The 22044-nt window shown below is 63.3% G+C and carries 10 protein-coding genes; 7 read left to right on the forward strand and 3 right to left on the reverse strand.

The window, feature by feature from the left end; genetic code table 11:
- Positions 1–4: 4 nt before the first annotated feature.
- On the reverse strand, positions 5–6424 hold the full coding sequence (locus tag AYR47_RS21965; protein WP_061436836.1) for a non-ribosomal peptide synthetase: 6420 nt from the start codon (positions 6422–6424) through the stop codon (positions 5–7).
- Between the two features lie 296 nt (positions 6425–6720).
- Here AYR47_RS21965 and AYR47_RS21970 point away from each other — a divergent pair, with 296 nt between their 5' ends.
- From AYR47_RS21970 to AYR47_RS21980, 3 genes are read left to right on the forward strand one after another with little or no spacing between them, the layout of a single operon-like run.
- Positions 6721–7605 (forward strand): ABC transporter ATP-binding protein, encoded by an 885-nt coding sequence (locus tag AYR47_RS21970; protein WP_061436838.1) that lies wholly within the window; start codon positions 6721–6723, stop codon positions 7603–7605.
- The gene (locus AYR47_RS21975; protein WP_061436845.1) at positions 7602–10655 is read left to right on the forward strand and encodes a hypothetical protein; all 3054 of its coding nucleotides are present in this window, start codon (positions 7602–7604) and stop codon (positions 10653–10655) included. The genes AYR47_RS21970 and AYR47_RS21975 overlap by 4 nt, the downstream gene beginning before the upstream one ends.
- Positions 10656–10688: 33 nt before the next feature.
- Positions 10689–12836, forward strand: a complete 2148-nt coding sequence (locus AYR47_RS21980) for a TonB-dependent receptor (RefSeq protein WP_061436846.1) — start codon at positions 10689–10691, stop codon at positions 12834–12836.
- Positions 12837–12955: 119 nt separating this feature from the next.
- Here AYR47_RS21980 and AYR47_RS21985 read toward each other — a convergent pair whose 3' ends face one another.
- Positions 12956–15010, reverse strand: coding sequence for a TonB-dependent receptor (locus AYR47_RS21985; protein WP_082781523.1), 2055 nt, complete (start codon positions 15008–15010; stop codon positions 12956–12958).
- A gap of 232 nt (positions 15011–15242) precedes the next feature.
- Between AYR47_RS21985 and AYR47_RS21990 the strand changes: the two genes are divergently transcribed.
- Positions 15243–16232 carry a helix-turn-helix domain-containing protein gene (locus tag AYR47_RS21990; protein WP_237142499.1) on the forward strand — a complete coding sequence of 330 codons (990 nt, stop codon included), beginning with the start codon at positions 15243–15245 and terminating at the stop codon, positions 16230–16232.
- Positions 16233–16308: 76 nt separating this feature from the next.
- On the opposite strand, the gene AYR47_RS21995 is transcribed toward AYR47_RS21990, so the two are convergent.
- On the reverse strand, positions 16309–17223 hold the full coding sequence (locus AYR47_RS21995; RefSeq protein ID WP_028616088.1) for a LysR substrate-binding domain-containing protein: 915 nt from the start codon (positions 17221–17223) through the stop codon (positions 16309–16311).
- Between the two features lie 247 nt (positions 17224–17470).
- Between AYR47_RS21995 and AYR47_RS22000 the strand changes: the two genes are divergently transcribed.
- From AYR47_RS22000 to AYR47_RS22010, 3 genes are all read left to right on the forward strand, one after another.
- Positions 17471–18493, forward strand: coding sequence for a zinc-dependent alcohol dehydrogenase family protein (locus AYR47_RS22000; RefSeq protein ID WP_033902139.1), 1023 nt, complete (start codon positions 17471–17473; stop codon positions 18491–18493).
- Between the two features lie 708 nt (positions 18494–19201).
- Positions 19202–20611, forward strand: coding sequence for a hypothetical protein (locus AYR47_RS22005; RefSeq protein WP_061436849.1), 1410 nt, complete (start codon positions 19202–19204; stop codon positions 20609–20611).
- Complete coding sequence (locus AYR47_RS22010) at positions 20608–22014, forward strand: aminotransferase-like domain-containing protein (protein WP_061436850.1); 1407 nt, start codon at positions 20608–20610, stop codon at positions 22012–22014. The genes AYR47_RS22005 and AYR47_RS22010 overlap by 4 nt, the downstream gene beginning before the upstream one ends.
- Positions 22015–22044 lie beyond the last annotated feature (30 nt).

Below are 22044 nucleotides of genomic sequence, written 5' to 3' on the forward strand. Positions count from 1 at the left end.
GGCATCAGATAACGCCTTCTTCAACGGTGTGCGGGGTGGGTAGGCGTTCGAGGGTCTGCGCCACTTCCAACAGGCTGGCGGCGCCGAACAACTGGCCCATGGGCAGTTCCACACCCAGACGGCTGCGCAGCATTTCGAGAAAACGCGTGGCCAGCAGGCTGTCGCCGCCCAGGCGGAAAAAGTTGTCGTGGCGCGAGACGCTCGGCACCTTGAGCAAGTGCTGCCAGAGCTCGGCGATCACCTGTTCGCCGGCGCTCAGTGGTTGCTCATCTATCGCGTCCCGTGGCTGGGCAGCGGCGCTCATAGGGGCGAGCAGCGCACGGCGGTCGACCTTGCCATTGCTGCTCAACGGCAGGCGTTCCAGCACCAGGATCTGTTCCGGGCGCATGTACGCAGGCAGGCACTGTTCCAGATGCTGTGCGAGCACCTCGGCGCAGGTGCTGGCCGTAACGGCGGCCATCAGTCGGTGGTCGGCGACCAGCGCCACGGCGCTGTTCACACAGGGATGGCGAGCCAAGGCAGCTTCTATTTCACCCAGCTCGATACGATGGCCACGGATCTTCACCTGGCTGTCGGCGCGCCCGAGAAACTCCAACAGGCCATCGGGGTGGTAGCGGCCGAGGTCACCGGTGCGGTACCAACCGTCGACAAAGCGCTCGGCATTCAACTGCGGCGCGTGGCGATAACCGCGCGCGACGCCGGCACCGCCGATCCACAATTCCCCCGTGACCCAGTCCGGGCAGTCACGGCCCAGGGCATCGACTACCCGATAGGCCTGGTTGGCCAGCGGCACGCCGTAAGGGATCGAACGCCAGCCCGGCATTGCCTGGCGTGCTTCAAAGTGATTCGACCAGATCGCCGCTTCGGTCGCGCCGCCGAGGGCGATAAAACGGCAACCGGGGGCCTGCTCTTGCAGGCGCTGCGGCAGGTCGAGGCCGATCCAGTCGCCGGACAGCAGTGCGACCCTCAGGTCCAAGGACTGGCGGTCCTGGGCGTTGGCTTCCAGCAGCATGTCGAGCAGCGCCGGCACGCTGTTCCACAGGGTCACGCGGTGCTGTTGCAATGCCTTGAGCCAGGCGCGGGCATCGCGGCGCTGGTCTTCGTCGATCAGCACCAGGGCGCCGCCCACCGAAAGCAGGCCGAACAGGTCGTACACCGACAAGTCGAAGTCCAGCGCCGACAGGGCCAGGCCCCGGTCGCTGGCTTGGACGCCATAACAGCGGTTGATCTCGGCCACGGTATTCATCGCCGCGCGGTGGGTGATTTCTACGCCCTTGGGCTGGCCGGTGGAGCCGGAGGTGTAGATCACATAGGCCAGTTCACTCGCTGCGAGAGGCCGTGGCGCCGCCAGCGGTTCGGCCTTCAACGCGGTGGAGGGCTTGAGGTGTTTGACGCCGGGCAGTCGTGGGTCGTGCTCCGCGAGCATCAGGGTCACACCGGCCTGTTGCAGGATGCGCTGGCAGCGCTGCAACGGCTGATCGACACCCACCGGCAAGTAGGCGGCGCCGGCCGCCAGAATGCCCAGCACACAGGCTACCTGCTGCGGCCCTTTGGCCAGGGACACGGCCACCAGGTCGCCGGGTGCGACACCTGCGTCCATCAGACTGTGGGCGATACGCAGCGCGCGGTCGGCCAGTTCGCCGTACTTCAGCGTGCCGCGTTCACCCCATAACAAGGCCGGGCGCTGCGGGTTCTGGCGCGCCTGATCGAAGAAGCCCTGGTGCAGCGTCGGATCCCCCTGCACGCAGCCGACCGGAGCGTTGAGCTGGGCACGCCGTTGCGCTTGGACCTGGGGCAGCAGGTCGGGTGGCGCGCTGTCCCAGGCGTGCTCGGCCAACCAGTTGAGGCTCTGCAGGTAAGCGTCGAACATCGCTTCAACCAGGCCTTCGGGAAACAGGCCGACCACACGGTCCCAGTTAAGGGCAATGCCACCGTTGGCTTCGACGACCTGGTGGTCGAGCCACACTTGCGGGGTTTGTGTCAGGCCGAACACTTGGTGGGCAAACGGGCCGTCCACCGGCGCCGCCGTGCCATCCGGGACGCCCAGGGCGCTGGTGAACACCACCGGCATGCTCACCTGTTGCTCACCATTGCCCCGGGCCAGTTGGCGCAGCAGGCTGACCGAACCCAGGCAGCGATGCTCCAACGCCTCGCCCAGGGATTGTTGCGTACGTCGTGCACGGTCAACCCAGCGCTCACCCGCCACGGGCACATACCCGAGCAGGGTCAGCGATGTGAAGTCGCCCATGACCTGGTCGATCTGAGGGTGTACGGGGCGGCGATCGAACAGTGTGAGGTTTAGGCTCAGGCCCGGGCGTGCACTCCAGCGGCCGAGGGTTTCGGCAAAAGCGCAGAGCAATACCGCCGAGGCGGTGAGCCCCTGTTGCTGGGCCTTGGACAGGATCGCTTGCCAGGCGCTGGCATCGATCTGCCCTTGCAGGCGTTCAAAGCGTGGTCGGCCCAGGCTGGCGGGGTCGGCGGCCAGCGGCAACTGCGGATGGGGCGGCAATTCGGGCAGGCGTTCCTGCCAGAAGCGCTGCGCGGCGTGCAGCTCTTCAGGTGCCGGGGCGCTCTGCAATTGGTAATCGCGAAACGACAGACCCAACGGGGCCAGCGCTATGTCGGGCTCGCGGTACAACGCATCGAGTTCGGCGTAGAAACGCAGGATGCTCAGGGCGTCGAGGATCAAATTGTCCAGGCTGATCGCCAGGCGTGTGTGCCGGCCGTGGGTCACTGTTTGCACATCGAACAGCGGCCATTGGTGAGGGGCGAACACGCGATGAGCGCAGTGTTCACGCAGGTCCTCCAGGCTGGCGTGGCCCTGGCCGATCACGAAGGCCGGCACTTGTTGCAGAATGCGCGCCTGGCCATTCTGGTCGAACACAGCGCGCAGCATTTCGTGGCGTTCGATCAAGCGCTGCAAGGCGTGTTGCAGGCGCGGCAGGTCGAGGTCCTCGACGTCGTATTCACGGTAGAAGTGGCAACTCACGCCCCCCAGCACGAGGCTGGGGTCGCGGCCCAGCCAATAGGCCTGCTGCACCTCAGTCATCGGGAAGGGCGCGTGGCGTTGCGCCAGGTCTGCAACAACGGTGTGTGCGGGTTCGGCCTGTGCCTGTTGATGCAGGTCGGCACAAAACTGCGCCAGCACCGGCTTGGCAAACACCTGGGCGATGCGTGCACCGCCCAGCCCTTGTTCGGCGAGCAGGCGCACCAGGCGGGTGGCACTAAGGGAGTCGCCACCCAGGGCAAAGAAGCTGTGTTCGCGGCACACCTCACCACAGCCAAGCAACTGCTGCCAGGCGCGGGCCACCTGTTGTTCGATAACGCCGCAGGGCGCCGTCAGGTTGGCCTGCTGCACCGGGCTGTGCTGGGCAAGCCACGCGTGCAAGGCCTTGCGGTCGACCTTGCCATTGCCGGTCAAGGGCAACTGCGCGCAGCCGAGGATCAGCGAGGGAATCATGTACGCCGGCAGGCGCTCGGCCAGGCCCGGCAGGTCGATCTGCACAGGTTGCACGGCGCCGTGCGCCAGACGGACCACCGCTGCCAGTTGCTGGCCGGCCAGCAACACGACGGCATGCTCCACGCCAGGGCAGGCCAGCAGTGCCTGTTCGACTTCGCCGGCCTCGATGCGGTAGCCATGCAGCTTGAGCTGAAAGTCGCTACGCCCGAGGAACTCCACAGTGCCGTCGGGGTGGTAGCGCGCCCGGTCGCCGGTGCGGTACCAGCGCAGGCCTTGATAGTCGACGAAACGCTCGGCGCTGCGCACACGGTCGCCGCGGTAACCCTGGGCCACCCCGGCGCCGCCGATCCACAGCTCCCCGGCCACCCAGTCCGGGCAGTCATGGCCCTGGTGATCGACAATGCGCAGGCTGACGTTGTCCAGCGGTTTGCCGTAAGGCAGGCAGTGCCAAGCCAATGGCTGGCCGGGGAGGGCTTCGAACAGCGTCGAGTGGATCGCCGCTTCGGTGGCGCCGCCCAAGGCCATGAAGCGACAGCCCGGCGCCTGGGCCCACAACCGTGGCGCCAGGTCCGGGGCGACTTTGTCACCGCCGAGCAACACTGCACGCAGTGGCAGGCGGGCGTCGGCCGGGGCGCAACCGAGCAACATGTCCAGCAACGCCGGAACGCAGTTGAGCACACTGGCGCGGTGCAGCAAGGCCAGTTCACGCCAGCGCTCGGCATCGCGCTGCGCTTCGGGCTCGATGCCAATCACCGCCGCGCCGGTGGACAGCGCAGCAAACAGGTCGAACACCGACAGGTCGAACTCCAGCGCAGAGAGCGCGAGGATGCGGTCATCGGCGGTCAGTTGGAGCCGCCGTTGCAGGTCTTCCACGGTGTTGGCGGCGGCCAGGTGGCTGATTTCCACGCCCTTGGGTTCGCCAGTGGAACCAGAGGTGTAGAGGATGTAGACGAGGTCGCTGACCGCGCCGGGCCGGGGCGCGTCCAGCGCGGGGCCCACAGGTGGCAGGGCCTTCAGCAGCAACCGCGCACCTGAGCTTTCGCAGATTTTCTGGCAGCGGGCGTCGGGCTGATCGATGCCGATGGGCAGGTACGTGGCGCTGCAGGAGAGGATCCCCAGTACCGCGATGACTTGCTCGGGGCCCTTGGGCAGTTGCAGCGCCACGACATCGCCGCGCTGGATGCCTTGGTCTTCCAGGTACGCTGCAACTTGCAGGGCGCGCTCGGCCAGCTCGCCATAACTGATGACGGGAGGGTGGCCCTGCAGCAGCGCGGGCAAGGTGGGCGTCAGGCGTGCCTGGGCAAAAAACGCTTCATGCAGGCGCTTGACGGGCAGGGGAGCAGGCTGGCCTTGCACGGTTTGGCGCAGGGCCAGTTGCTCGGCGGGGATCAGCGCAGACGGCGCCTGATGCCACGCGACGGGATCAAAACACAGGCGTTGCAACAGGTCGGTATAGGCCTTGAACATGCCATCCAGCACACCGTCGGCGAACAGCCCTTCACGTGCATCGAGGTTGACCAGGATACCGCCGTCCAGCTCGGTGACTTGCGCATCGAGCCACACCTGCGGGCCTTGGGAAATGATCCACGTCGGTTGGCCGAAACTCGCCTGTACACCCTCGGCGCACAGCTCACCCAGGCCCAGTGCGCTGGTGTATACAACGGGAGCCAACACTTGTTCACCGCGTTGGCGGGACAGTTCGCGCAACACCTCCAGGCCGGAAAATGCGCTGTGTGCGACATCGCTGTGGAAGCGGCGTTGCAGGGCGGTGGCGCGTGCGGCAAAGGTGCCGGCGACCCGGCCGTCCCAGGCCAGCAGGATCGACGAAGTGAAATCCCCCACCAGGCGTTCGACATCGGCGTGCAGCGGTGCGCGATTGAACAGTGGCAGGTTGAGCAGCAACTCGGGGGTATCGCACCAGGCGCCGAGGGCTTCACTGAACACCGCCGCCAACGCCATGGCCGGCGTGAGCCCGTGCTCCCGCGCCCGGCGCTCGAAGGCCTGGCGTTCTGACGGCGGTAGCCAATGGTGACGACGGCGGACCTGGCGGTCATCGCCCTGGGGCTTGATCGGCAGGCTCGGAGCACCGGGTAATTGGTCGAGGCGCTGCAACCAATAGTCGCGCGCCTGTTGGTGGCGATCCCGCTGCTCGACGCTGGCCTGTTCCTGGCGTTGGTCGGCCAGGTAGCGGGCAAAGGTGTAGTCCAGCGCGGGCAGGGGCTGCTGGCGGTACAGCTGCACCAGATCGCCGAGCAGGGTGCGCAGGCTCAGGGCGTCGGCGGCGAGCATATCCAGGTTCAGGTGCAGGCGGGTGCCGTCGGGCAACAACGACAGCTGGATATCCAGCACCTGGCCTTGTTCCACGGCTAACTTTCGATGGGACAGCTCGGCGCGCAAGGCTGCCAGCCGGTGTTGCACCTGTTCGGCGCTGTCCTGGCGCAGGTCATGCACCGTGAGCCCCGGCCACGGGCTGTGCGCGAGGACCTGCTGGCGGCCGTCATCGAGAAATTGCGCCCGCAACATCGGGTGCCGCGCGAGCAGGGCACGCACGGCGGCTTCCAACCGTATTGGGTCAACGTCGTGGCCATCGAACTCGTTATAGAAGTGCGCGGCCACGCCACCCAGCGCTTGGCCAGGGGCGCGACCGATCCAATAGGCGTGCTGCATCGGCGCCAGCTCGAATGGCAAGCCGTCATCGGTAAAGGTGCTGACCAGCGCGGCGGCCGTGGGTGCCGTATCAAGCAGGGCCAACCAGGCACACAGGCGCGGGTCCGCCACCAGATCGGCGAAACGCGCGGCCAGGCCCTGGCGCCGCCACTGGCCGGCGAGGCGGATCAGGGTGACGGAATCCAGCCCCCATTCGATCAGGTTGGCCTCCTGGGGCACCTGGTCGGCGGGCAGTCCAAGGGCGTCGGACAGGGATTGGCGCAGCAGTGTTGCGGTTGAGGTGCTGGGAGTGGCCATGGCTCAACGTCTTCTCATCGCTAGGGCCCGGGCCGGGGTTGGCCCAGGCGCTGGGGGCAGGCAAATGCATGGGGCAAGATGCTAGTCATTCTCATTTTGCTAACTACCCGGATCGAATCGTTTTTGCCCCGTATCCGTTTGGTCGGTGCGGATTGCACGGGCGCAGCTGCGGGGGATGACGCCGATACGCCGCGCGATGCGGTTGGAAAATGACTTGAATCGGGTAGAGCCCGGCCCACGGCCTTGACTACCGTCGCTCGCCGCCCTTTTTGCAGGGCTTCTTCATGGAGTTGCGGATGTCAGTCGATTCGGGTTTACAAGTGCGCGGCCTGCGCAAGCGCTACAACAACGGCGTTGAAGCGCTGCGCGGCGTTGACCTGAGTGTTGGCCCCGGCATGTATGGCTTGCTCGGCCCCAACGGCGCCGGCAAGAGCAGCCTGATGCGCACCCTGGCGACCTTGCAGCAGCCGGACGCCGGCAGCATTCACCTGGACGGCGTGGACGTTCTGCGCGGCCCCGACCATCTGCGTCGCCGCCTGGGTTACCTGCCGCAGCAACTGGGCGCGTACCCCGGCGTGAGTGCGCGGGATTTGCTCGACCGGTTCGCCTGGCTCAAGGGCCGTACCGACAACCGCCAGCGCCGCGAGGAAATCGAGGCCCTGCTGGATAAGGTCAACTTGCAGCAGGCGGCCCACCGTGCGCTGGCGACCTATTCGGGCGGCATGTTGCGCCGGTTCGGTATCGCCATGGCGCTGGTGGGCTCGCCGCGCTTACTGATCGTCGATGAGCCCACGGCGGGCCTCGACCCGGCCGAACGCAACCGTTTTCATCGGGTGCTGGCGGATGTTGCCGCGGAATCCATCGTGCTGCTCTCGACCCATATCGTCGAAGACGTCGAGAACCTGTGCAGCCGCTTGGCGGTGTTGGCCGGCGGGCAGATTATTGTCGAAGGTCGCCCGGCCGACTTGCTCGCTGCCGAACAGGGCCGCTTATGGGAAGCCCCGTTCAGCCGTGGCGAAACGTTGCCCGAAGCGTTGCATGTGGCTGCCAGTCCGCAAGGCAGTCGGGTGATCGTGCACGGTGAGCGTCCGGCAGACCCGCGTTTCAGCCCCCACGTGCCGCGCCTGGAGGATATCTATTACCTGGCGCTGGCCCAGGCCGGCGAGGCGGTGGACGCATGAGTACCTTCGTCTTGCTGTTGCGTGAAGCCTGGGCGGAAGTCCGCGCCGGGCTGCGCAGTGGCATTCCCTTGTTGGTGTTTCTTGGCCTCACCGGCTACCTGCTGATGTCCCTGACGAATGCCGACTACGTGCAGAAAATGGGCGCCAGCGACATCGCCCGCAATGCGCCGAGCCTGATTTACCTGATGTCGTGCGGTTGCATGTTCTTCCTGTTTTTTGCCTGGGCCTGGGTGTTTGCGCAGCCGGCCCTGCGCGACCGTAAGGCGCAGTTGGAGGAGGTGCTGCTGGCCTTGCCGCTGTCGCTGCCGGCGCTGCTGTGGGGACGTTTTATCGGCGCGGCGCTGGTGGGTGGATTGCTCGCCAGTGCGTTGATTGTCGGCTTCCTGGTCAGCCCGGTATTGGGCTGGCTCGGCTGGGTACCAGCGGCCGGTATCGGTGCGCCGGTCTGGTCGGCGTTGGCCTTTGCCTGGGTCGCCTTGCTGTTGCCGGTGAGTACGGGGATCGGTGCGTTGTATTACCTGCTGGCGTTGCGCAGCCGTGGCCTAGCTGCGCCCTTTGCCCTGGCGACGGTATTGATGCTGCTGTGGATGTTTGCGGTGGTCGTACTCAAGGGCGGGCATATCAACCCGCTGTTGGCGGCCAGCCTGGACCCGTCGCTATTTACCTTTGCCCAGGCCCAGGTCGAAACCTGGAGCGCCGCGCAGAAGTCGCAGTCGCTGCTGGCGCTGACGCCGGGGTTCTGGCTCAACCGCGCGTTGTGGTGTGTGTTGCCGCTGCTGGTGCTGGCCGTGGTGTTGGCGCGCACCACGCGCCAGGGCCTGATGGGCCGGCGCAGCGGTGCGGTGCTGGCGGAACCGCCGATGCTGCGCAGCCGTGACGTGCAATTGCCGGGGCCTTTGACGGCCAGTCGTTGGACGCACGCCTTGTGGCATGAAGCGCGCTGGCAGGTACGCCAGTTGTTTGCACGGCGGATCTGGTGGGTGGCGCTCGGCTTGCTGCTGGCGATGGGCGTGCTCAGTGGTTTTGTCCACGGTGTGTGGCATGCGCGCGGGCCGATGGTGCCACGGGCGGATCTGACCCTGCCGCTGTTGTCGAGCGCGTTGTTCCTGGTGATCGCCTTTATTATCGCGGCGCTGGTGGGCTTGGTGTGTCGGCGTGATGACGTTGAAGGCCTCGGGGCGATGTTGCAGGCGACCCCCGCACCGACCTGGCTGCGATTGTTCGGACGCACGGCTTGTGTGCTGTTGGCGACCCTGACCTTGGCACTGGTGCCAGGCATTGCCAGCCTGCTGATCAGCGCCATCGCTGCGCCCGACAGCCTGGCGCCGGGCTTTGTACTGGTCTACCAAACGCTGGTGTTCGCGCCGCCGCTGCTGGAGATGGCCGCGCTGACAGTGCTGGTGCACGCGTTGATACGCCGCTCGGGGCTCGCGTACGCCACGTCGATGCTGCTGACGTTTTTCCTGGTGCTCAACCACGAATTGGGGCTGGTCAGCTACCCCGCCTATGCGATGGGGATACCGGCGCATGTGGCGTTGTCGCAACTCGCCGGCTGGGCGCCCTGGTTACCCTATCTCGGCATCCTGGCAGGCTGGAAACTCGCGGGTTGCGCGGTGATGGTCGGCGTGGCGGCACTGGTGTTGTCTCGCGGTCCCGAGCGCCGCCGTTTCGCTGACGTACGCCAGCCGTTGCCGCTTGCCGTGTTGGCCCTGGGCGCCTTGGGTCTGCTGGGCAGTGGCGGGTCTTTGCACCATCACCTGGTGGAGCAGGGCGACTACCAATCGGTGGCCGAGGAGCGTATTGAACGCGCCGCCTGGGAACAGCGCTGGCTGCCCGGCGCAACGGCTTGGCAGGTGGCGGGCGGGCGCGTGCAACTGCGCGTGGATTCCGCTGCGCGTCAGGTTGAGGGCCAGTGGACTCTGGACGCCGTGGTGGCCAGCCAATTGGACGCCGAGTTGCCGCCAGGTTTGCAGGTGACGGCAGTCAGCGTGATGGGGCAACCGGTCACGTTCGAACAGGCGACCGAGCACCTGCGCGTGCCCCTGGCACCGTGTGCGACGAACGCCTGCAATGTGGAGTTGAACTGGACGGTCAGCGCCAACGGCTGGCCGTCGGAAGGCGCAGCGTTCTGGTTGGGGCCGCACGGTGTGTGGCTGCAAGCGCGCCGCGTAATACCGCGTCTCGGGCTGGACAGCGAGCGGCTGCTGCGTGCGCCGCTGCAACGCAGCGAGGTTGGTTTGGCAGCCGAAGTGCCTACTTTGGCGGCAGGTTCCGCCGTCGCCGTGGAGGCCATCGCGCCGGCGGGCAACTGGCAATGGCACGTCGAGATTGATGGACAGGACATCAACGGTCACAGCGCGGCGCCCTTGGATTTTGCTTACAGCTTGCAGGCAAAGGCGGATGCCAGTCGCCAGCAAACGGCTGTTGAAGTGCGCGAAGACCTGGACCTGATGAGCGCCTGTGTGGCGCGACGCCTGGGCAGTCGCCCGGTGGTGGAGGGCGTGAACCAGTGGCCGACCGGCATGGGCGACAGCCGCTTGAGCCACGGTCAGCTGTTGCTCGCCCAATCGCCGGATTGGGACGTGGCCGCGACCGGCGTCGGGCGTTCGGCACGCCGTGCGCATATTGCCGAGTTGCTTGCCCGCCGGGTGTTGATTGACGCCAGCGACCTGCGCCAGGTGCCGGGTTATCTGTGGTTGAGCCAGGGCGTGGCGGGCGCGATCGGCTTGCTGTGTGTGGCGGATGTAGACGGTCCTGAAGCGCGCGCGGCACTGGTGAAACTCATGGCCGATGACCTGACCCGTGCCCTGGGCAATGACGGCGAACCCGTCGGCACCCTGGCCGATGCCCGCGAACACGGCTGGGCCGCCACCTATGCAGCGCTGGCAAGCCTGGCATGGACTGCCGAACAAAGCCCCGAACAACTGACGGCAATGACCGCCGCCATCCGAAACGGCCAGGGATGGCCGGCTGCGATCCAGCCCATGTTGGGCGCGCCTGATCCTCACGCGATTGCCGCTGCGCTCGAGCGCTGGGGCCCTGCGCAATGAATTCGAACCATCCCTGCCTTTTGGAGCTTTGTCATGTCACCTGCACTGTTTATCCAACCGCTGCGCCGTCCCCTCGGCTGGCGGGCCAACGTCCTGACCCAGGCTATGGCGCTGGGCTTGTCCAGCCAGATGTGTACGGCCTATGCCGCTGACTATCAGCCGGAGGCCCCCGCGGAGGCCATCGAACTGGCACCGCTGACGGTCAGCGCACGCTTGAGCCAGGAGAGTGCCAAGGACATCCCCTTTGGCCTCTCGGTAATCGATGGGAAAACCCTGGAGACCAGGCGCCTGCGCACCCTTGAGGACGCGCTGCGCACCACGCCGGGGGTGGATGTGAACTCCTGGGGCGGTGCCAATGACGCCAATGTGCGTATCCGAGGCGTCGGCTCACTGAACCAGATGAGCATGGATGACGGCTCGGTGGTGTTGAATGTGGACGGCGTGCCGATGTCAGTGCGCAATGCCGCGCTGGCGACGCTCGACGTGCAGCAGGTGGAGGTGCTCAAGGGCCCGCAGGGCACATTGCTGGGGCGCAACAGCGAGGCGGGCGCGATCAACGTCACCACCCGCAAGCCGACGCGCGAGCTGGAGGGGTATGTGCGTGGCGAAGTCGGCAACCAAGGCCAGTTCATGACGGAAGGCGCCGTGGGCGGGCCTTTGACCGAATCGCTGGCCGGGCGTATCGCGGTGCGGCGCAGCGGCTTTGATAACTGGATCGATGACCAACAGGACGGCGACCCGCTGACCAAACCCCGGGACCTGGCCCTGCGCGGCAGCCTGCTGTGGGACAACGACCAGGGCACTACCGGCCTTTTGACCGCCGAGCGCCAGCGCGCCGAGCACTATGCGGGCCTGGAACTGTTGCGTCCGTTTGGCAATCGCCCGAGCCTGGACTACACGCCAGGCACCTTCGATGGCAACCAGAAGACCAACGAGCGTTACTCCTTCGAACTCAACCACGACCTGGCGCAGTCGCGCATCACCTCGATCAGCGCCTACACCAGCACCGACTTCAATGCCGTCAAAGGCTACGATCGCAACATCACGCGCGCGTTGTACGGTTCCCCGTTCGAATACCTGATCGAAGACTCGGCCCATGAGCGCGTGTGGAGTCAGGACCTGCGCCTGGGATCATTGGCGGATGCCGATGTGTTTTGGGTGACGGGGCTCAACTTGTCGCGCTCCGAGCGCAGTTTCGATTCCAACAACTTCACCAATGGCGCGCAGCAGATGCGCGACTTCAGCACCAACAGTTATGCGGCCTATGGCGAGGTGACGTACCCGATTGCCGAAGACTGGAAACTCACCACCGGCCTGCGCCACACCTGGGACCGCAAGACCTATGGTGCCGATTATTCCAGTGGTGGCGCACAGGTCAGCGACAGCCGGCGTTTGCAGGACAACTACAGCACTGGACGCGTGGCGCTGAGCTACGCGCTGACGCCGCAGACCAATGTGTATGCGGTTCTGTCACGGGGCTACAAATCGGCGGGGTTCAACGACTACGCCACGTCGATCAAGGACAGCGAGCCCTACAAGGCCGCCAAGGTGAATTCCGCCGAGCTGGGTTTCAAGCATGAAAGTGCCGGGGGCGAGTTGAGTCTGGAAGGCGCGTTGTTCATCACGCGCGTGCAGGACGACCACCTGCTGGGCTACGACTTCAACACCCTGGCGGTCAGCGCGGTGAATGCCGACACCCGCAGCAAGGGCGCCGAGCTGTCGACCACCTGGCACGTCACCGATGAACTGACCTTGGGCAGTGCCGTGAGCTACACCAATGCGGTGGTGACGTCGGATGCGCCGGGTGTGTCCGGCGGTGACGTGGCGGCGGGCAGCCGCGTGCCGGATGTGCCGCTGTGGAGCGGCAACTTCAGCGTCGCTTGGCAAAAGAACCTGGGGGCCTTGCTCGGGTTGCCGGCGCCACGCCTGAACACCTTGCTCAATTACCGCGTACAGAAAAACCGCCCGGCCGACCCGCAGAACCACTACGACCTCAAGGGCTACGCCAAACTGGACCTGCACCTGGGCCTGGAGAGTGGCGGTTCGGAGATCTACCTGTGGGGCGACAACCTGCTGGATGCACGCTACGACTTGTACGGCTCGTACTCCACCGACCAGGTACTGACCGGAATGCCAGGACGCGGGCGGTCGGCAGGCGTGGGATATAGCTACCAGTTCTGACCGACCTGTAGGAGCGAACTTGCTCGCGAAGAGCGCCTACGATGACGCACGCATCCAGAACAAATGCGGTGCCTGAGCGTTCTTCGCGAGCAAGCTCGCTCCTACAGTGAGGGGTGGGGTCAGAACTGATAGGTGTAGCCCACGCCCAAGGTACGACGGCGTGCCGGTGCACCGTAGGCCACCGGGTCACTGTAGAAACCGTAGGTGTCGTAGGTCTGGTTCAGCAGGTTGTCGGCGAAGGCATAGACTTCGCCAAACTTGCTTTCCAGGCCCGCGCGCAGGTCGAGTTTCTCGTAGTTGTCCAGGTTGAAATGGTTTTGCGGGTCGGCTGCGCGCTCGCCCACCAAGTGATAGTTCAGGCTGGTGTTGAGGGTGGTTTCGCCGAGTCTGGCGAAGGTGCCCAGCGGGTGTTTCCAGCTGGCGTTGAAGTTGCCACTCCAGCGCGGAACATCCGGGGTACGGTTGCCGGCAGCGACGTCACCGGCCTGGATGCCTTGCACGCCGCTGGTGATCCTGGCATCGAGGTAGGTGGCGCTGGCGGCCAGGGTCAGGCCGTAATCGAAGCGCCAGCTGCCTTCCAATTCGGCACCACGGGTGCGCGTGTCGGCGTTGAAGGCATTGGTGGCGAAGGTCGCCGCGTCATAGCCGAGCAGGTGATCGTCGTGCACACGGGTAAAGAACAGCGCGCCGTTGAGGCTGCCGCGACGGTCTTCGGTCTCACTCTTGAAGCCCAGTTCTGCAGCTTTGCTAACGGCAGCGTTATAGGGTTCGCTGTCGCTGACCTGCGAGGCGTAGTCATTGAACCCACCGGATTTGTAACCCCGCGCCAGTTGCACGTAGACATTGGTTTGCGGCGTGAGAGCGTAGCTCAGGGCCACGCGGCCGGTGCCGTAGTTGTCGGTCAGCTTGCGCGAGTCTTGCACCGCATTGCTGCCGGAGAAGTACTGACCGTCGTAGGTCTTGCGGTCCCAGGAGTGGCGATAGCCGGTGGTGAGTTTCAGGCGCTCCGTGACGGGGAAGGTGACTTCGCCGTAGCCGGCGTAGGTGGTAGTGGTGAAGTCGCGGTATTTGGCGCCGGAGGTGCCATAGGTATTGCGTGGCGTGTCGTAGCTGCGCTCGTTGCGGCTGGCGGCGAGGCCCGCCACCCAGAACACGTCGGAGTCAGGCAGCGAGCTCAGGTGCAGGTCCTGGCTCCAGCTGCGCTCGAAGGATTTGTCCACCACCCAGAATTCGCTGGGAGTGCCGTACAAGGCGCCCATGAGTTTGCTGTCGTAGGCGATCAGGCCTTCGAAGTCGGCGGTGCCGGTGGCGGTGGTGGAGGTCAGGCGACTGTTGGCGAAGTCGTGATCGACCTTGAGCGTATAGCGCTCGGTGGTCTTGTAGTTGTCGTCGAACAGGCCTGGGGTCAGGTCCAGGCTGGGGTCGTTGCCGTAAGGGCGCAACACCAGCGAGTTGGTGGCGCGCTCGGTTTTCTGGCGTTCGGCGCTGACCAACACATGGGTGTCATCGTTGAGGTCCCAGAGCAGGCTGCCTCGGTAGGCTTCGTTACGCGGCTTGGTGATGGGGTGGTTAGTCTGGTCGTTGTCGATCCAGCTGTCATAGCCGGCACGACGCACAGCCAGGCGACCGCTGAGGCTGTCGCTGATCGGACCGCCGATGGCGCCTTCGGTGAGGAACTGGCCTTCCTGGCCCACTTCGCCGCGCACATAACCTTCGAGTTCGCGGGTGGGTTGGCGTGTGGTGATATTTACCGCGCCTGCCTGGCCGATCGCACCGGACAGCGTACCCTGAGGCCCCTTGAGCACTTCGATACGATCGACGTCGAGGGTGCCGAAACCGAGGCTGCGCGACGACGCGGGCACACCGTCGATATTGAACGCCACCGAGCTGTCATCCATCGACATCTGGTACAGCGAGCCGACGCCACGGATCAGTACATTGAAGTCATTCGGCCCCCCGGACGAATTGACGCTGACCCCGGAAGTGTTGCGCAGTGCGCTTTCCAGCGTGTCGAGCCGCTGCGTGCGCAGTTGCTCTCCGCTGATCACGCTGAGGCTGATGGGCACTTCCTTCGGGTCTTCCTGCTCCATGCGCGCAGTCACTGTCGAGGCCGGCAGTTGCACAGGCTCGCTGGTGGCGGCGGCAAGCGCCGAATTGGCCAGTGTCAAACTCATGGCTATTGTTATAGTATTACGTTTATAGCAAGATTGGCGGGTAGCGGTCGTGTTGCATCGTGCAGACATGATGGGACCTTGACTGAGGATTCTGATCGGCGCGCGTTGCGGGGTGGCAGCGGCGATTTGGCGGAGCCTGTGCAGCGCGCCAGATGCTAATAATTATCAATTGCGCACTTCCACCCCGATGTGATCTGATTCGAGCCGTATCCGGTCAGCCAGGAGATTTACGATGTCAGCCGTTCAAGGAGGCGCAGGGGAGCCGATGCCGGTCTCGCGAATCATTACGGGAGGATATGGATGCGACCTCGGGCCAGGGGCGCACTGTCGCGTCACCCGCGTGTCGCTGCAGGACGGGCTGGACATCGTACGGTGGCAAAGCACCTTCGATCAGCCAATCGAATTACCCTTGCAGGACGACAGCGACTGCATCCATTTCAGCTTCACCAACCTGCTCAAGGGCAAGGCCTCGTGCAGTTTTCAAGAGGGGCGTCGGCAACGGCGCTATTCGATTGACGAGGGCGCCGGCAGTATCAGCTTTGGTCGTTGCCGCCACGGTCTTTACCACCAGCACGGCGAGATCGATAACATCACCGTGATGATTCGTCCTGAAGTGCTTGAGCAATGGGAGCTGAAACTCGACCCGCGGCTGAACAAAGCGCTGGCCTGTGACCATTGCTTTCTCGATGGTCACCGCAGTGGCGAAATGAGCGCGACTGCGCACCTGCTAGGCGCCGCCATGGACCAAGGTGCTGGCCTGACAACGGCCCAGCCGCGCAGCAACCTATGGCTTTACGGGCAGAGCGTTACACTGGTGAGCTTGTTCCTGGAAGTACGCCAGGACGCCGAATGCACCTGCCGCGTCAGCAACACCGACCGCCAACGGCTGGTACGTGCCCGTGAGCGTCTGCTTGAAGACCTGGGCAAGGCGCCGAGCCTGTCGGAGCTGGCGCGTGAGTCCGGGTTGAGCCAACCCAAGCTGACGCGCGGGTTTCGGCAACTGTTCTTCAACAGTGTCTACGGCGTATTCCAGCAAGCACGCATGATCCAGGCACGCAGCCGCTTGATGAGCGGCGATGAATCCGTGATGCGCATCGCCTCGGACCTGGGCTACGCCAATGCCAGTCATTTTGCGACGGCGTTTCGTAAGCAGTTCGGAATCAACCCGTCGACACTCAAGCACGGGGGGAGGAGCAAATCACTGGGTATTAATGCGTCATAAACGAAGATGTGCCTAAGCGCTCTGATTTCGTTGGACGCACAGGTGGGTGCGGCATGGAGCTGAGGCCAAGCATTTACTAGAGGCTGTCGGGGTCGCCAAAGAACATCTGGATTCTCGACCGCAACCACCGTTCTCCCGGATCATTATCCTGAGACCCCCGCCACGCCATATGCAGCTCAAAGCTGCGCACCGGCAACGGCGGATCCTCCGCACGCAAGCCACCCGCCGAGGTCAGCGCCTCGGCCGCATAGTCTGGCACGGTCGCCAGAATATCCGTGCCTGCCAGCAAAGTGCCCAAGCCGTTGAACTGCGGCACGGCCAATACCACGTGGCGTTTGCGGTCGAGTTTCTCGAGTTCTTCGTCAATAAACCCGCTCAAGTCACCGGCAAACGACACCAGCGCGTGGGGGCGGGCGCAGAAGTCGTCCAGGCTGAGGGAGCCCGGTACGCTGTCGGCGCGCAGCAGTTTTGGCAGGCTGCGACGCAGCACTTTGCGTTTGGCGTTGGCCGGCAGGTCGGCGGTGTAGCTGACGCCGATGGAGATTTCGCCGGAGGCCAGCAGGCCAGGCATGAGGATGTAGTTGACGCGACGCACCACCAGCACGATGCCGGGGGCTTCGGCACGAAGGCGTTTGAGCAGTTGGGGCAGCAGGGCGAATTCCACGTCATCGGACAGGCCAATGCGGAACACTGCCGTGCTGGTGGCCGGGTCGAACTCGGCGGCGCGGCTGACGGCGGTGGAAATCGAGTCCAGGGCCGGGGAGAGCAGGGCGAAGATTTCTACCGCCCGGGCCGATGGCTCCATGCTGCGGCCGGTGCGCACGAACAAAGGGTCATCAAACAGCCCGCGCAGGCGTGACAAGGCCGCGCTGATGGCCGGCTGGCCGAGGAACAATTTCTCGGCGGCGCGGGTCACACTGCGCTCATGCATCAAGGTTTCGAATACGATCAAGAGGTTAAGGTCGACACGACGCAGGTCGTTACGGTTCATCTTGTGTCCTGGAAGAGTCAGCAAACTTGACGAGAGCGGCCATATGTAAACAATGACCGGCATGAATCTTACGGGGAAAGGCTGGTACTCTGCACAGGATAATTGAGTTTTCCTACGATAGCTGAGGTCTATTCCTCACATGCGGAATCAATGACAGGCATGTCGACTATTAATGGCGACCGGTGGTCTTACCCGGAAAGCCCAGATAGAGTTCATGGCATTAGAGGTTACTTTGACGAGGTTTGCGATGTCCCGCACGATCCGTTTTCACAAGTTTGGTCCGGCCGAGGTGCTCAAATGCGAAGAGCATGCAGCCGCGCAGCCCGCACCGGGCGAAGTGCAGGTGCGTGTCGAAGCGATTGGCATCAGCTGGTATGACATTCTGTGGCGCCAGAACCTGGCGTCTTCCCATGCACGCCTGCCGTCTGGCCTTGGCCATGAGATGGCCGGTGTCGTGGTCGCCGTAGGCGATGGCGTGGATGATTTGACCGTGGGCGATAAAGTGGCCAGTTTTCCGGCCGAGAGCCCCAATGATTACCCGGTGTATGGCGAACAGATCGTCCTGCCCCGTTCGGCCCTGACCCGGTACCCGGATGTCTTGAGCCCTATCGAGGCGAGCGTGCACTACACGCCGCTGTTGATTGCCTACTTTGCCTACGTCGACTTGGCACGGGTCAAGCCGGGGCAGTTTGCCTTGGTGACTGACGCCAGCCACTGCGCCGGCCCATCCTTTGTGCAACTGGGCAAAGCCCTGGGTGTGCGGGTGATTGCCGCGACCAAAGACAGTGATGAGCGTGAATACCTGCTGTCCCTTGGTGCCGAGAAAGTCATCGTCACTGAAGAACAGGACCTGCTGATGCAAATCAACAAGTTCACCGACAACCGCGGCGTCGACGTGGTGTTCGACGGTTTGGGCGGCCCGCAGATGTCGTTGCTCGGCGATGTGCTGGCGCCCCGTGGCAGCCTGGTGTTGTATGGCTTGCAGGGCGGTAACCAGACGCCATTCCCGGCGTGTGCGGCGTTCCAGAAGAACATTCAGTTCTTCGTGCATTGTATCGGTAACTTCACCGGCAAGCCTGAACTGGGCATTATCCAGGACCAGGTCGCCTTGCAGCGGGCCTTGCGAGATATCAACCAACTGACCGCCGACCGCGTGTTGGTGCCGCTGAAAACCACGGTGTTTCCGTTCAATCAGTTCGTGGAAGCGCATCGCTACATGGACGAATGCCCGTGCCGCGAGCGCGTTGCGTTGCAGGTTGAGGCTGTTTAGGGTGTAGGAATATTCTCAAATGAGTATTCCTCGCTCCTACCTTGTGGGGCATATGCGCCATTTGAAAGGGCTGAAACTGTAGTGTTCCTCCACGATAAGGCTGGTGTTTTAACGCCTGAATCCTGACTTTTTCCCCCACGCCGCGCTGGATTCCAGCGCGGCGTTTTCGTGTGAGCGTGATTCAGGGAGTGTCCGCAAGTCATCTGCACTGGTTTTCGGCAGGGTTCTGTATCTATTAATCATTATTCCAGCACTGATAATTGCGCCTTCACTTTCATCTCAAGGACTGAGCAATGATTGAATATCCGACACCACCATTGCGAGTAGTTGAAACTAATCTCGTGGTAAGCGTCGGGCGCCAGGGAAATACATGCGCCCATGAAAAGACGCAATGCAACAAGTTGGAAAGTTGGTCGCAGTTATTTGTAAGACGCTTCCTTGAATAGTTGGTTAGATGCGTGCAAGGGTTTGTCGGAAAGATCCTAGGATCACGATTATGTTCGCCAGGCCCCAGCAAATACGGCGCTTCCGTGTGTTTGCAGGGCGTGCCCCCCCAATCCGATGGCACTGATGTCATTTTATTGCGTGGTGCTAGTGTCTAGTTATAACCGCACAGGCTGCGCGCATATTTCTTACACGTGTAATAGGTCGAGCAAATACTGTCAGCAGTTGCTTGAAACTGAATATCCAAACTCAGGTAATAGAACGATGAGCACTATTCACGAACAGGCTATGACTTATGTGTATCAGCAAGTTCTACAGCGCTTGATCGGGCACTTCGCTCGCGAAGAGCGCACGGCACTCCAGTTGTTGGTCCAGCGAATCGTTGTGGCGGCAGGTGGCATGGAGCAAGTGGGGGGCTACAAAGTGCTGGTAGTCCATGGCGGTGGCAAAGTGAGTAGCTACACGCTGGCCTTGTTGCGGGCCGCGCAATTGACCATCGCTGGTCGATCCCCCCGCACCTTTCAACTGCGTGTCGCGACATTACGCCATGCGGGAATGACCGAGGGCATGCTCGACGGCATCAACCAGGGCTACGGTCGCCTGTTTCTGCACGATGACCCAAGGGTTGACCTGCTGATGGTGGAAAACCAGGAAGTGTTGCCCTTCAACCACTTGCGACCTGTTTCCAGCGTTGGGCGAGAAATCAGCCAGCGCAACATGTTGATGGTGGGCCATTTGAGTTCAGGCGACTGCCGCGCCACCCTGTGCAGTGATACGTACCTGGCGCTGGGGGATTTCTACCAGCGCATCACGACCTGGAATGGTGGGGTGCACGCACTGGTGAGCGGTGACTCCCCGCGCAAGCAAAGTCAGTTCCTTGCCTGGCTCAAGAACACCGCGTTGGGCGCTGGTATCGCTATACCGCAAGGCTGGCCGTCGTCACTCACCGGTTTGTTCGCGCGCATGGATGAGTGGAGCGACGGGTATTACCGTGATGTGTATGGGGAGCATTATGTTGCAAGTGACAACCCCAGCAGAAACGGTCATCGCCACTTGGCTTACATTGGCGTTGCCGATTTGCTGGACGATGTCGACCTTTCATCCTCGGCCATGCTCAACGAATTCATGGCCTTCGCACCCGACCCGCAGGAATTTCACTTCAGTCATCCCGCGTATTCCAACCCTCGGCTTATGGCACATCTACGTGGGCTGCAAGCCCAGTGCTTGCGGGACCTGGATTACGAGGAGGGGGTACAGCGCTTTATCCAGCAGGTCCCACACTGCATGCCCGATGAACTGCTTGCGCAGGTGGGGGGGCGCGAAGGTCGCATCCAGTCAGGCGCCTACGCCCAGCAGTTCTTTGGCTTGGACGAGACTCAATTGATTTGCCTGCTGTTTTCGCCGTTTATCCATCACGGTGAACGCCTGGAAGGCTATTTGCGCCAATGCCACCCAGGCATGCTGGTGGCCTTGCCCGAATTGCACAAGGTCCTGCAAGGCAAGCCGTCCGCCGACATGCTGCAACAGTGGGTCACTGACACCAGCGGCTTGCCGATGACTTTGTTGCAACACCTCTATCGCAAACGTCCGCTGGGCTATGCAGGCGGCAAATTGCGCAATGTCGGTACTACGGCCCATGACAGCGCGCAGGCCTGTCAATTGTCCGGACGATGACGCTGCGCGGCGAGCGGCAGGCAGATTTCGCGTATCAGGCGGTCTATCGCTACATGATCAGCCTGATCAACGAAGTCAGTACTGACGCACGGGTAAAACTGCCCTCCCTGCGACAATTGGCGGGGCGCTTGAATGTGTCGATTTCAACCGTCCAGTATGCCTACTCGCTGCTTGAAAAAGAGGGCCGGGTCTATTCGGTGGCCAAATCGGGTTATTACGCCTGGCCGCTCTCGGCAAATCCGCTGGCAGGTGCCAGCGGTGACCTATTGGATCGGCTCTACGCAGCGGCACGGCGCCCAGGCATGGTGGTGCTCAGCGGCGATGAGCCTGCGCTGCTGGCTTCGCTGGATGGCACGCTGTTGCGCTTGGAGCGAGAACTGGTCCGCCAGTATCCGCAATATCTTCAACCCTGGTCCCAGCCTTGCGGGGTCTGGGAGCTGCGTGCAGCGCTGGCGGCGCGTTATACGTCGTCGCCGACCCGCTGCTGGCATGCCGATGACGTCTATATCGGCGCCGACCTGCGCGGCGTATTGGACATCCTCATCGAAGTGTTGGGCCTGAGGGGGGCTGCGGTGATTGTGGAGTCGCCGTGTGATTGGCTGGTCCTGCGCCTGCTTCAGGATGCCGGGGTGCGTATTATCGAGTTGCCCTGGACGCCAGAAGGGCGACTCGATCTGGTGTGCCTTGATCAATTGTTATGCGCCGAGTCGGTGCATCTGGTGTTGCTGTCATCCAGGGTCAGTGTGCCAGCCGGAGTTTCCATGCCGCCCCAGGATCGAGTGGCCATCGCGCACATGCTGGATCAGTACGGTTGCTGGTTGCTGGAGAACGACACCTTTGGCGAACTGGGTTTCCACGAGCCACAGCTCGCGCTGCGCGAGTTGGTGAACCCTGAGCGATTGATGGTGTTTTCCTCGTTCGAGAAAGTACTGGGCTCGGAAGCGCCCTATGGTTACCTGCTGTCTCGGCGTATGAACAGCGAACTGCAGCGCCATTTCCTGCTGCGCTCCTTTCGCTTGTCGCCGATTCGCCAGCGTGCCATTGCCCGTCTTTATCACAGCGGGCGAATCGACCAGCACCTGCGTGGGCTGCGCCTGCAGCTACGTCAGCAGGCAGACGAAATGTGCGAGCGCCTGGAACAGCATCTGGGGGAGCAAATGGCCTATCGTGCACCCGCTGCGGGAGCGGCGTTCTGGTTGAACGCCACACGACCCGTGGATATGCGCCAGGTCTTCGAGCGTCTGCTCTCCCAGCAAGTGGTGATTGCCCCTGGCGAACTGTTCAGTATCAGTGGCCTGCATCAGCAGCATTTGCGCCTGAGCCATACCTTTCAGGGGCAGCCGAACTTGGATATTGTCCTGGCGGCTCTCAGCGAAGCGTTGCGTAAGGCACAGATAGGATGATCGCGTGAAGTTTCTCTTACTGCTGTAGGA

The organism is Pseudomonas azotoformans, from assembly GCF_001579805.1.
Classification (GTDB): Bacteria; Pseudomonadota; Gammaproteobacteria; order Pseudomonadales; family Pseudomonadaceae; genus Aquipseudomonas; species Aquipseudomonas azotoformans_A.

Excerpts from the sequence above, each read along its gene's own strand:
- AYR47_RS21965 (WP_061436836.1), bottom strand. The coding sequence starts at position 6,424 with ATGGCCACTCCCAGCACCTCAACCGCAACACTGCTGCGCCAATCCCTG.
- AYR47_RS21970 (WP_061436838.1), top strand. The coding sequence starts at position 6,721 with ATGTCAGTCGATTCGGGTTTACAAGTGCGCGGCCTGCGCAAGCGCTAC.
- AYR47_RS21975 (WP_061436845.1), top strand. The coding sequence starts at position 7,602 with ATGAGTACCTTCGTCTTGCTGTTGCGTGAAGCCTGGGCGGAAGTCCGC.
- AYR47_RS21980 (WP_061436846.1), top strand. The coding sequence starts at position 10,689 with ATGTCACCTGCACTGTTTATCCAACCGCTGCGCCGTCCCCTCGGCTGG.
- AYR47_RS21985 (WP_082781523.1), bottom strand. The coding sequence starts at position 15,010 with ATGAGTTTGACACTGGCCAATTCGGCGCTTGCCGCCGCCACCAGCGAG.
- AYR47_RS21990 (WP_237142499.1), top strand. The coding sequence starts at position 15,243 with ATGTCAGCCGTTCAAGGAGGCGCAGGGGAGCCGATGCCGGTCTCGCGA.
- AYR47_RS21995 (WP_028616088.1), bottom strand. The coding sequence starts at position 17,223 with ATGAACCGTAACGACCTGCGTCGTGTCGACCTTAACCTCTTGATCGTA.
- AYR47_RS22000 (WP_033902139.1), top strand. The coding sequence starts at position 17,471 with ATGTCCCGCACGATCCGTTTTCACAAGTTTGGTCCGGCCGAGGTGCTC.
- AYR47_RS22005 (WP_061436849.1), top strand. The coding sequence starts at position 19,202 with ATGAGCACTATTCACGAACAGGCTATGACTTATGTGTATCAGCAAGTT.
- AYR47_RS22010 (WP_061436850.1), top strand. The coding sequence starts at position 20,608 with ATGACGCTGCGCGGCGAGCGGCAGGCAGATTTCGCGTATCAGGCGGTC.